Below are 12,112 nucleotides of genomic sequence, written 5' to 3' on the forward strand. Positions count from 1 at the left end.
CCCTAATCCATCCCTTCATAAAACTCACTGAGCCAATCTGGGGTTTCAATGTTAACGTTATTGACTGTATCCTGTGGCGATTTAGTTCTCTGTTTTTCTCGCTTTCTATTTGACTTCAAGTATTCTTTTTCCCGATCGTTATAGTTTTTTTGAAGCTTCTCATGAAGATCTTTGAATTTCTGTTCGTCATAATAGTGCTCGTATACATTTAACGTCTCAGGGTCTCGCCATTTCATATATTCGATTAGCTGCTTCTTCTTTTCTTCGATTTGAGCAGGGGTTTCTGAGTTCTCATAAATACCTCTTAACATCGAGGTTACAAACCAATGCCTAGCTTTATGTGGGTTTAGTTTTATTCCAGCTGCCTTCACAATTCGAGACCAGTTTGAATAGAAGGCTGTGTACGAATAAGGAGTGCCTCGTTTTGACAAAAACAATAGTTCGTCATCAGACAAGTCATTAAATTTGTCTAAACTTTTAGCGGATAATCTACGTTCTGTATTAACATACCGAATCAATAATTTCAAAGTCTCTGGAGATATCCGAATGAACTTTATCCTTCTCTTGTAACTTCCTTTATTCGTTGCAGCAAACTCATGTTGATCCGATCGAGTTCGATAGTCGCCCATAGTTATTTCTAATATCTCTGATATTCTCGCTCCTGTTTCAAACATGAATCGTGTGATGACCTCATCGAGTAGACGCCAATTATGTTCTTGACCAGCTTGGTAAATTCGATAAGGTAAGTCCCAGTCACCTATGATTTCTGGTATCCATTCTTCGTTTATGATCTTAAAATAAGAGTCCGTTTGCTTTCGGTACGCCATAGGTTCCTCTGTTCCTGCTGCTTGAAACACTCTTGGTCTATTCGGTCGCACCCCTTGCTTTTCTGAGAAATTATTATCAAAATCTAGGTCTGTTAATGGATTTTCCCCCGAATATATCCCCTTTCGAATCATTGTCTTGTAAAAGTTCTTAAGTGCAGATAATAATAGCTGAACTGACTTCGAACTCTTATTCGTCAAATAGATGCCTTCGTGATTTTCACGTCCTCGTATTTTACAATGCATTTCTTGAATGAGATATTGTCGAATTGCTTCTTGAACATCGGTCGGATTGTCATCCCATGCCACGATTCTTCCCTTAGAATGACTTTTATGCTTCATCCAATAGAAGAAACGTTCTAATGTATGCAAATAGGCTATTACAGAGCTTTCATTAATTCTGTTTACATGATCATGATAGAAATCAGTCAATGGAATGAATGCAACGTTCTCATCATCAAACACCAATAACCGATATTTGCTTTCGACATCATCAGGACAATAAACATGAAAAAACGTAAACATCCCCCCAAAAAAACTCCAATAAAAAAAGACATTCTCTTTATAACAAAAAGTTTGTCTAGTATACAATGTGACACATTATATCAAATTTATGGTAATAGTAAGGTTTCGTCAACTGTTTTAGTAATTAAATATTATATAGTATTTTGTACATATGTCTATTAGTCATTTTAATCCCTCGTGGTTACTACATTGCTGCCTCTTTGTCGGATGACAAGAACATATATGGTTAAAAGACAAGAACTTTTATGGTTTGCCGATGAGCTCCCCATTATCCCCTCAATGCAACAAAGGATGTTCTTCAGATTATTGAAGAACATCCTTTGTTATTTGTCCACTTCACGACGATTGTATGTTGAAAATAAAGTCCTAGACTGTCGCTGTTCCATTAAACTAACGTGTCTCGGCGTTGCAGCTGGTGATCGCCTTTTTACTAACGTTCTCCTATAGCTCAAATAAAGCTCAGGACCTGCCTCTTTTTTACCTAAAATGATTCACCTGTTCTACCGCTTTCTCCAAAGTTGCCCACAAACCTCTCCAGTAGGACCATGCCTGAAGGTATCCCCCTAAATCATGCGGATGATAGAAAATACAGCATGCCATTCGTCTGTACAGAGCCAGCAGCACCTCCCTGTGCAAACCTGCGGTATCGACTGGATGCCAGTCCTTCAGCATTGCTGCAGCCGACTGGATTGTATCCAGGTCCAAATCGTCAGGGGTAGAACAGAACGCATAAACCAGATCATAGATCAACTCATCTTTCGCCGGAATCGGATCAATGACGCCGGTCAGACGCCCCTCATCAAACAGAAAGTTGTGCAAGCCGAAATCCCCGTGCAGCAGATATGCGGTCCGACCCTTTTTAATCTCCACCGCCTGCCTGCTCAGTTCGACCACAAACTGGTAGTCCCCCTCTCCGAGATGCTCTCCAATGACATCGCGTGCCCATTCAAAACCACTGATTGAACAGGATAGTCTCGCAGAGGGCTCTGGAGCGGAATCCCCAGGCACTTGCACATAGTGATTCAACACATCCTCCACCAGCGTACACATCCAGTCCTTTTTTTTCACGCTCCGCTCATCTGTCACACCTGGAATATAGCGATAAATCATAAACCGGTCACCCGAATCGACATAATGCAACGTGGGAAACAGCGCAACGGTTTCATAGGTCTTTAAAAAAGCCGCCTCCGCCTGGATGACGGCAGGCTTGTTCATTTTCACCACGAAGCGCGGCAACTTCGAGTCAGCATATCCGACGGACATAAGCGTGCTCACGGTTCCTCCTGTTAACGGAGTGTAGTCAAACGGAACCGGAACCAGCTCTCTGGACCGGATCTCCGCTAAAACCTCTTCTATTGTAATGTTCATGCAAACCATCCTTTCTTCTCATCTTAAACATAGGGCTATTAGCACGAAGAATACGGCGAACGTCAGCTCAAAACTGACAAACCCCAGTATATACTGTATGATGTGGGCTTTTTATTTTGTCTTCCCCCCAACGACCTATCTCATTCAGTATAACTTGCTTCTATTAAACTAAACTACCCGTTAGCTTAACGAAGTACTGGTAGTCTTACATATCATTTACTCAGCAAATCGGTTAACCATTCAAGTTCTTGTCCATTTTCGGCAAACCATACAAGTTCTTGTCTCAAGGAAAAGACAAGAACTTGTATGGATAAAAATAAAAAACCGCACAGTTTGCGGATTTCAATCGATATAAGTTTTTGTCCTTCGACATGGACTTCGCCAAGTTAGTTAGTTTTTCGTAAAGGATCTTGTCGCGAGTTGCATCGAACATATCCTGCGATGCTTTTAGGAGACGCAGTCGACGTACGATTTCACAGCCTATTAAAATGATAAGGAGAAAAATGCACATGAAGTGTGGTTTAACAAAAAAGGAGCGGGATTCCTCCCGCTCTGTTGACCTACTTCGCCATAGTTGCATCTAGATATTTTCTTCTAATAGAAAGTATGGCTTCGATAATCACGACCAGTATTAAGGACATGCCAAATAGCGGCATGATACACCCTAATATCACCATGAAAATAATGAATCCGATCGATATCTTACTCGACAGGTTGGGCGGAGCTGACAAAGAATTTTTCTTTTTACGCGTTAGCCATGTTTTAAAGCCCCAGAAAATAACAAGTAAAAACGCAATACAAACAATCAAATTCAGTAATTTATTTGGCCAGCCAAATAAATGACCTTCATGCAGAGGGATTCCCCATGTAAACCATTTCCCTAGAATGCCGTAATCTTCAAATCCGACCTTGGAAATCAACTTACCACTATATTGATCAAAATAAGCCGTGACCTCGTCATACGGACTAACATCTAAGCCTGTCACACCGGTATTGCTGCTTTTCGAGACGGTATAAACCCCTTGCTCATCATTAGGGTAGATAATGGTGTATGGCTTTGAAATGCTCTCTTTCTTCACTTCGGACATGAGCAGTTCGAGCGAAATCATTCCTTCATGAGTCATATTTTCCATATGAGCCATGCCATGATGTTCCGCATGAGATCCTCCGTTGGATGTCGGCAGTTCGTTTTTGCGGGTAGCCCAAGGAATTTCGCTCATATCAGAAGTCGGCGGCTGTTCTTTCAAGGCGGGAATTCCAATCGACGGATTATTTTGAGCTGCGGAGTAGATCATGTCTCCCATCAATGCGGACCAAGGCAAACCGGTAAAAATGATGATGATCATCGGAATGGTAATGATCGTCCCTACGAGAGCATGCCATTTCAAGTTTTTTTGCCGTTTTGTCGGATTCGGTTCCTTCTTCAGTGCTCTTCCCTTGAATGTCATATAAATACCGGAGAGTAACAGGAAGATTGCCCAACATGCTGCAAGCTCCACTAAATAATTGACGACGGTCCCCCCGACAAAGAGCGAGCTATGAATCCCTCTCATCATATTGGAGAACGTATACTTCGGATTTTGACTGCCGACAATTTGATAGTTCGAATCTAAGAACACATATTTTTGATCGCCATCTTTATTCGTCATCGTTAGGCGGGTGTTATAAGGCTCCTCTAATACGATAACTTTTGAAACGGAATAGCCGGGATAGTCTACCGTTGCCTTTTCAATCCCTTGATCGATCGTCAGTGGAGCAGTCTGGCTGCTCTGATTGAAAAATTCATTCTTGTACAACGTATTTTCGACGTTCGTATAGAACAAATATCCTATACCGCTTAATGTCAATGTAATCAATAGCGGCGTAATAAATAGTGCTGCATAAAAGTGCCATCGCCAAAAGCGACTATAATTATTTTTCTTCATCTTCCAGTTCCCTTCTTGTTTGTTCAGCCTTTTTAATTATAGCGATATAGGTTGGCGTTACAATGACTCAAAAGAGCTATTTACTAACCTGATAAGGAGACAAGCGTACACATGACGAACAAACCCAATTCTAGGAGAATCAATTTGTCAAAAAAATAATGACATTAAAAAAGGCTTCTCCAGTCACAAAATAGGAGCTGCCATTCATCATGTTATACATTATAGAAGAATATAGTCATATCAAGACATTGTCAACGAAAATAAATCTAAAATTTAAACTAAATATTATATGGTATTTTGTACATATGTATATAAAGTCAGAATCAACCTTTTACCTTATACTCTTTTATACGTTGTGTCACATTTCTTGCTGTACAGTAACGGTTTATTACATACTCATATAACATTGTCCTTCGAACTACACAAATTAGTTCGTAATTATATGTTACCGATTTCCCTATAGATACAACGAACCGACTTAATCCTGGATTGGATCTGGCGGTTCAAATGATTTCCTATTGCTTAGTTGTCACGATTTATACTTCACGAAATAATCGCCATAAAGCATAAGTTTTTTATTCAGTGGTTGATACCCTTTTTGGAGCAAAGATCTAATTCTTTCTGAAGCAATCGGTATCGCCTTTGTGAGAATTGCATTAACATCAAATACTTCATGAAAATTCTCATCAGCGATATCCAATACCTCATTAATTATAGATGGAACTTCGTGCTTACTCTTTAGATCTATTCTCAAAACACATAATGGTTAAATTCATCTTCGGCGTTTCTATGAAACATTTCGATAGTTCCTATTTTTTCATGAGTCTTATTTAAAATAATGGTCCATCTAACAAAATACTTGTGTTTATAGGAGAAATCCCAAAAATCTATTACCTTTTTCATCCTCTCGACCGTTTTATAGTGGCAATCATCCCCATTGCAATTGTCAGAATTAAATAATGGAACTGCTTTTTCATCAGAATAGCACTCAAGTAATTCTTCTGCATCTCCTTCATTTGTTTGCCTTATAGAAATTAGCATTTTTTTATAAGACGGACAATCCTCATAAACATTGATCATAAATGAAAATACCTCCAAATAGTTATTTTCTAAATATAACGTCATCAGTTACGAATGTTGGTTTAAAGCCTGTGCAATAAGATTACCAAACCTTTGAATATCAGAAACGTAATCGAACCCATTCTTTCCGCCAAAAGTCCATAGACTATTCGTCATTCGTACAACCACCGCATTGTGTTCAGGGATTACAGTACATGAACAACCCGACGCCCCTAGGATTTGGTATGTTCCTTCAGGAAGTTCTGGTCCAATTTCAGAGTTTGCAACCTTCTTGTTTTGTATCCACCAGAAATATCCTATTCTAGGCAGTTGAACAGGCAGTGAGTTAGGAGTCTTAACAGAAGTAACATCTTCGAATATAGCCGTAGGAAGAATCTGTTGCCCTTGTATAGTTCCCTTATTCAGATGCAGGTTCCCCCACAAAGCAAGTTCTCTTGCTGTTATGTAAAGATTACGATCACTACCTTCATTTGACTCGAGTCTCAATGTAGGATAAGTATTAGGATCATTTATATCACAAACCAGCGTTTCCTTTCCTTCTGTTCTCCACTCCGTTTGAGTAAATCCTAAAGGTTTAAACACTCGTTCATTAATGATTTCAGCGACAGTTTTTCCTGTAGCTGTCTTAATAATCTCAGCCAAAACCTCGGTTTTTTTCCCCTCAAATGACGTACCTTCTGCAAACTTACGTACTACTACGCTATTCCCCTGAAATTGTAACCCAGTTGTTCTTGTAACTAGGTGTCTTATTGTGGTGTTACCGAGAATGTTATGATCGTAGTTCTTTAGATAATTAATTATTGGCTCATCTAGGCTTTTTATTGCACCATCGTTTATGGCAATAGCAGCGGCAAGCCCAACATAAGTAACTCTAGTTGAATAAACATTAAATTGAGAATATTCATCGACCTTCCTAGCACCTTTATGGAAATGATGAAAACCAGAATACCATTCATGTATAATCTTGTTGTCTTTCATCACGCATATTGCAGCTGCAGAAGCAGCAATACGATCTTTGATTTGATTGGTATATTGATCCAAATCATTAAAGAGATCCATTCTATTCACCTCAAAACGGGAATGTTTGTTCTCGTTAATGATAACATTTTTGTTAAATACTGAAAAGGCAGGAAATCAATTAATCTGCCTGTTACTTCAATAAAACAAGCAGCCGATCATTCTAACCGGCTGCCTTCGTGTTCTTATTCAGCTATTGTGTCTCGTTAAAAAAGCCTATTTCACAGTAAACTCCGCAAAAGCAGTTGTCTCGTTCCAGTTCACCTGTATCGTATATGACCCAGGTTGTAAGTTCTTAAATATCTTCTTATCCTTGTATTCTTCCCCAACTTCCAAATCAATGTAGTCTTTTATGGGGACAGAATCTTCTTCAACAACCTTGTTATCTTTTAGTAGTGAATATTTTGCTCCACCAATAACAGTGATCATTTTCTCACTCTGGTTTGTGAATGTATAATTCACTATCGTGTCGGATCCTATATTATCTATTTTAACTGAACCTTTCAGCCCCGCCTCACCTACCGTGTCGTCAAGTGACTTAGAGTTTGAATGAGAGCATCCTACGATAATAATAATCATAAGGAAAGTGTAAACAACTTTCATCAGATCACCTCGATTCTTAGACGCTTAACGGGTGACAATGGTTTCACTGTTAGTTCAATCAACTGGACCCGGCTTACGGCGCTTATCACCTAGCCGGGCCCAAAAGTCCGTTTAATGCTTCATATAAGTTCCTTAGCCAATCACTTACCAACCTTTACACATGTTTTTAATGCCCGGTATTTACGGCGTCGTCGGCAAAACTACGGCTCCATTCGCCATGCCGTCAATGCCGAGAACTTCGATTTCATCGATGAATACCCAGACGTTGATCGGGAATTCGACTTTGACGTAACGGGCATACACTTTATCAGCTCCCGGATTCCCAGGCACGCCGTCTTTTGCGCCGTTCCATTTCATGAAGTCGGCCGAGACGCCATTTTGCGATGGTGTCGGGGAAATGGTTGCCAGCTTACCCCAGGATTGACCATCTGATGAAACGGAAATGACAATGTTCTTAGGGAAATAGATGCCGGGTCCCGCATCCTGAAGGAAATGGGCTTTAATTTGGCCAATCGATTTGTCTTGACCCAAATCAAATGTGATCGTGCGGCTTCGTTCCTCAGGGTAGTCGCTGCCTGCGTATCCCTGCCACTGTTCGTTACGGAAATCCGCACCGCCGAATTGGCCGTTGGTGAGCTCATTTCCGGAATCGGGATAGCCACTGTTGGTCGGCTTGGAAATCGTATAACTTTGACCAAGAACCAGGTTGCTAAGGCCCCAACCATCAGACCAAGCGTGAATGAGAACTTGTGCGTAGGAATCAAGCACCGATGCTATTCGGGCGGATATCAATCCTTGCGCTTGGACGGCTGGGTCGTGAATATGGGCTAGAAAATCCTGCATATACGTTACGGCCTCATTTGGATTGTTTTCGTCCAGGAGCTGTTTGATGATCTGCAAACGATAAGATAAGTCCTTGCCAAAAGCCGGATTGATCTCTTTCAGAGCGATATAACGATTTACTAGCTCCGCCATCGTCTCCAGAGATACATTCGTATCATTCTTTTGATAATTTTTGGTTACGAATTGATACATCATATCATATAGAATGCGATTATTCGGGTCATTGCTTCTTGCACTGTCGAGCAGCGCGACATTGCCTTGATAATAGGCTTTGTAGGCATCGTTCATATAACCGTAGTCGACGCCGCCGTTCAAATATTCGATGTAGCGGTCCCTGAATTTTGGAAACGAATTCATCCGTTCATCGAATTCCATCTCCACGCCGATGCCGTATTGCTTGACAAGATCGGTCGTATCTTTAATTCGGGACGGATCGCCCGGCTCATCGAAGAAGTAGTTCGGCTGTTGCGCTACCGCGTCGAAGCCAAGCTTCTCCCAAGCGAATATGCCTTTGCCGAAGAAATTAGGGATCCAGAAAAACTTCTGTTTTTCCTGGTGGACAAGCTGACTCGTATGTTGGATGATCTTCGTATCGTTCTCATCATAGAGGTTGGCGCTTTCAGCCATCCAATACATCCCGGCCAACTCGAGGTTGGAATAATTTTGCTCGGCCCAACGCTGTTTCACCTGATACATATACCAATCAATGGCTTTTTGCTTGTCGGCGAAAGCCGCTTCCGTGCCGACCTGATCCGGATTAAAGTTCTCCATCACACCGTCGCCGTCAACATCGCCGAACTCGCCTACCGCATCGCCCGGATTCGGAACCATCAGCACGACCTTCGTCTTGTGCTTCGGTTCGCCCAATTTTGCGCTAACCTCTTTGGTCCCTTCATTGAGCTGCCACATATCGCCTTGCGGGACGAACGTTTTGTCCAGATACCAATTCCAATCTTTAAGATTGGCATTCATGCCAAAATCCCGCTGACCGTCCTGCGTCCTAATACCGAGATAAAGTACGCCGTCGTACAACCAGTCGACCGGCTCGCCTTGCGCGTTCACGTAGCTGATGTACGGGATGATATTGTCTTTCGTCCAATCACCAGCGCCGCTATCGTAATGTCCATTGTACAGCAGCGCAAGATTGCGGATGCCTCCCGTCGCTTTGCCCGACTGCAAGTAAGCCGGCTGCTCCGGCTTCAGCTTGACGGCGTGCTGAGCTTTGCCGTCGATGCCCCAAATTTCGATTTCATCGAGAAAGGTCCATACTTGGGTCATGAACGTAACTTTTACATATCGCGTATACACGAACTCTGCATTTTTTTTCTCTTTCGGCAAGCCGTCAGCCGCAATATCCCAGACAAACGTCTGATCTGTCGGTGGCCCTGGCGACCAGAGCGGGATCGCGGTGTCTTTGTGCGATAGCGGCGCCCAATTCATGCCGTCATCCGACACGTACATGGAAACCGTATTCGGATAAAAAATACCGTTGCCCGTGTCCTGTATAAAATGCGCTTTCACGGCGTTAATCGATTTAATATCCTGTAAGTCAAATACAACTTCGCGCGTAATTCCCCGAAGGTGCCCCTGCCAGGCGCTATCCATGAAGTCCATCGATGCATACACGCCATCGGTCAATTCATTTCCGGAGTCAGGGTAACCCTCATAAGCGGCGGCAGAGAGCGAGTAGCTTAAACCCGTAGCCAAGTTTCTCGGATCTTGCGTTTCTTGCTTTGCAAATGCGTTTGAAGCAAGCGAAAATAACATAACAGCGGCTAACATGAGGGTGAATCCTGTTTTTTTGACAGAAAACATTACACAACCTCCCTACTAAACTATATTGACATTAAATCAGCCGACGATGCCGGAGCATTCGACTCTTTCAACGAAATATATTTGCAGGCATAAGTAGAAGATTACGAGCGGAATGATCACCAGCACGAAGCCCGCATTCAGCCGAATGGAGGTCGGTATAAATTCGGGCGAACTGGCAGCCAGCAAACCGGGGAAAGACGCTAACTGCATCGACAGCACCTTCGTAACTGTCAAATACATCGAAACGTAGAATGAAACTTTGTATTGTACTTCTTCTCCAATTTTCTTCTTTCTTTTTAACTCATTTCTGCAATGCCTCCTTTTTGCTTATCCTTCCGCATTTGCCAGTTGATCCGGTGATTCCTAGGTCTCGCGGAAGCGATTACATTTTCTCCCTTCGATTATAGCACCCTGCCCGTTTCTATACTTACACTATCGTACAAACTTGTTGGGTAATCGTACGACCGGAGAAGACTAGTACCTTGACCGCATGAATTTTTAGGGTATAGACATTTCAATTTTATAGTTGTAAAACTCTAAAAAAATAAATAACCGCCTTCCGTAGAACGCGGTTAATTTAAATCTGAAGATTAAAGTGTCTGTATGGCATACAGCTTAAGATCCTTAATTAGTTCATCTACTTCGAGTCTTACAGCTCTATTGATAGTATGTTTGCCGATTATTTTCATTTTCTATTGTCTCTCTTCAATCTTGGGATCAGATGATTATTCATTTAAATAAGTAACTACACGGTTCTGAATAAGCTTAGCGACAGCTTCAGTAGTTTTCTGGCCACTGAAGAATGCTTTCGTTTCTTCGGTAATAATCTTTTGGACCGTTGATTCATATCCCATATTCCTGACGGCGGGTGCTGATAGCAACTCTCGGATTGATTCGAGATCTTCAGCATTAATTTTAATGTTCCCGAACTTTGGATCCTGCAAGACTTCTTTCGATTTTATGTCTTCGATGGCTTTATCATTAATCGCTTTAGTCATCGAGAAGCCCTGTTGATCAGGGTAGGATTGCATGTCCTCGGACAATAAAAACTTCATAAACTCCCAGGCATCTCTTTGCACCTTAGAATTCGCGTTCATTGAGATTTGATTGGTTGGGATGAACGAAACACCGGATCTCTGATCGGAGGAATGCGGCTTTTGATAAACTTTACCGTTGGGATAATACAATCCAAGTCTCACAAGGTAATCGCTTGGCGATATAATTAACGAATACGTAAAACTACTGTTTTTGTTGTCTACATAATCCGAGTTCAGTACATTATCATCATACAAGGCTTTGACTTGGTTGAGCATATCCATGAATATCTGGGAGTCAAAAGATGCTTTTCCGTTGGAACCATCAATCAGTCGGGAATAATTATCCGACACAAGATTGTTGATCATCGTCTCAGGAGCGATGTTCCCCATCGCGTAGCGTTGACTGCCCTTTCCTTTCACTTGCTTGCTGATATCGGCAAAGTCGCTCCATGTCCAAGACTTATCATCGATTGCGATACCAACATTTTCGAAGGCATCCGCATCTCCATAAAGTGCTTGCAGGTCAAATTTAATTGGCAGAATGTAAGAACCACCATTCATTTTGGAGCCTTCGAGGATATTCATTTGATACTGCTTAGGATCGAACGAGGAATCTATTTGAATCCACTCGTCCAGGTTAACGAAGGCTTTTTTGTTAATGTATTTGTCAATAGGCAATTCGACTGTCGTAAACGCAAACAGATCCGCTCCCTTTCCTGCTAATACTTCTGTTGTCGTTTGTTTGACGTATTTTTCTACCTCGGCTTCACTCATGACACCACCGCTTCCGCTTTCAAACTCTTTGAATTGAATCGTCGTATTCGGATGGAGGTTTTCGTATTTTTCTTTGGCAAGACGATAAAAATCGTCCACGGCAAGAACGGAAATAACGATTGTCTTCGGTTTATTATCCAGCGGTTCGAGCCCTGATTTGACTGAGTTTTTGTTAGAGGTTGATTTAGATGGCGCAGTAGTCTGAGATTGCTCTTGTTTGGGTTCGGAGCATGCGGACAAACCAACTGCCATGATGAAAAGTATGATAATAGCAATATGCTTTTTCAAAATCATTCCCACT

Annotated in this window: 9 protein-coding genes; all 9 read right to left on the bottom strand. The window is 41.8% G+C overall.

Annotated elements, in window-relative coordinates:
- Positions 1 to 2: 2 nt before the first annotated feature.
- On the bottom strand, positions 3 to 1,349 hold the full coding sequence (locus AC3WTP_RS11020; protein WP_492394652.1) for a tyrosine-type recombinase/integrase: 1,347 nt from the start codon (positions 1,347 to 1,349) through the stop codon (positions 3 to 5).
- 477 nt (positions 1,350 to 1,826) lie between these two features.
- Positions 1,827 to 2,717: a phosphotransferase gene (locus AC3WTP_RS11025; protein ID WP_492394653.1), complete on the bottom strand. Its 891-nt coding sequence runs from the start codon at positions 2,715 to 2,717 to the stop codon at positions 1,827 to 1,829.
- A gap of 560 nt (positions 2,718 to 3,277) precedes the next feature.
- The gene (locus AC3WTP_RS11030) at positions 3,278 to 4,642 is read right to left on the bottom strand and encodes a PepSY-associated TM helix domain-containing protein (RefSeq protein ID WP_492394654.1); all 1,365 of its coding nucleotides are present in this window, start codon (positions 4,640 to 4,642) and stop codon (positions 3,278 to 3,280) included.
- 750 nt (positions 4,643 to 5,392) lie between these two features.
- The gene (locus tag AC3WTP_RS11035) at positions 5,393 to 5,722 is read right to left on the bottom strand and encodes a GNAT family N-acetyltransferase (RefSeq protein WP_492394655.1); all 330 of its coding nucleotides are present in this window, start codon (positions 5,720 to 5,722) and stop codon (positions 5,393 to 5,395) included.
- A 48-nt stretch (positions 5,723 to 5,770) separates the two neighbouring features.
- Positions 5,771 to 6,781 (bottom strand): serine hydrolase domain-containing protein, encoded by a 1,011-nt coding sequence (locus tag AC3WTP_RS11040; protein WP_492394656.1) that lies wholly within the window; start codon positions 6,779 to 6,781, stop codon positions 5,771 to 5,773.
- A 174-nt stretch (positions 6,782 to 6,955) separates the two neighbouring features.
- Positions 6,956 to 7,342 (bottom strand): hypothetical protein, encoded by a 387-nt coding sequence (locus tag AC3WTP_RS11045; RefSeq protein WP_492394657.1) that lies wholly within the window; start codon positions 7,340 to 7,342, stop codon positions 6,956 to 6,958.
- Positions 7,343 to 7,522: 180 nt separating this feature from the next.
- A complete protein-coding gene (locus AC3WTP_RS11050) occupies positions 7,523 to 10,000 on the bottom strand; it encodes a DUF4855 domain-containing protein (RefSeq protein ID WP_492394658.1) in 2,478 nt (825 codons plus the stop codon).
- A 36-nt stretch (positions 10,001 to 10,036) separates the two neighbouring features.
- Positions 10,037 to 10,210 carry a hypothetical protein gene (locus tag AC3WTP_RS11055; RefSeq protein WP_492394659.1) on the bottom strand — a complete coding sequence of 58 codons (174 nt, stop codon included), beginning with the start codon at positions 10,208 to 10,210 and terminating at the stop codon, positions 10,037 to 10,039.
- Positions 10,211 to 10,725: 515 nt separating this feature from the next.
- Complete coding sequence (locus AC3WTP_RS11060; RefSeq protein ID WP_492394660.1) at positions 10,726 to 12,099, bottom strand: ABC transporter substrate-binding protein; 1,374 nt, start codon at positions 12,097 to 12,099, stop codon at positions 10,726 to 10,728.
- Positions 12,100 to 12,112 lie beyond the last annotated feature (13 nt).

Source organism: Paenibacillus sp. EB106-04-04-XG159 (genome assembly GCF_058791835.1).

Bases quoted from the DNA above. Each gene is read 5' to 3' on its own strand.
- AC3WTP_RS11020 (WP_492394652.1), bottom strand. From the start codon at position 1,349: ATGTTTACGTTTTTTCATGTTTATTGTCCTGATGATGTCGAAAGCAAA.
- AC3WTP_RS11025 (WP_492394653.1), bottom strand. From the start codon at position 2,717: ATGAACATTACAATAGAAGAGGTTTTAGCGGAGATCCGGTCCAGAGAG.
- AC3WTP_RS11030 (WP_492394654.1), bottom strand. From the start codon at position 4,642: ATGAAGAAAAATAATTATAGTCGCTTTTGGCGATGGCACTTTTATGCA.
- AC3WTP_RS11035 (WP_492394655.1), bottom strand. From the start codon at position 5,722: ATGATCAATGTTTATGAGGATTGTCCGTCTTATAAAAAAATGCTAATT.
- AC3WTP_RS11040 (WP_492394656.1), bottom strand. From the start codon at position 6,781: ATGGATCTCTTTAATGATTTGGATCAATATACCAATCAAATCAAAGAT.
- AC3WTP_RS11045 (WP_492394657.1), bottom strand. From the start codon at position 7,342: ATGAAAGTTGTTTACACTTTCCTTATGATTATTATTATCGTAGGATGC.
- AC3WTP_RS11050 (WP_492394658.1), bottom strand. From the start codon at position 10,000: ATGTTTTCTGTCAAAAAAACAGGATTCACCCTCATGTTAGCCGCTGTT.
- AC3WTP_RS11055 (WP_492394659.1), bottom strand. From the start codon at position 10,210: ATGCAGTTAGCGTCTTTCCCCGGTTTGCTGGCTGCCAGTTCGCCCGAA.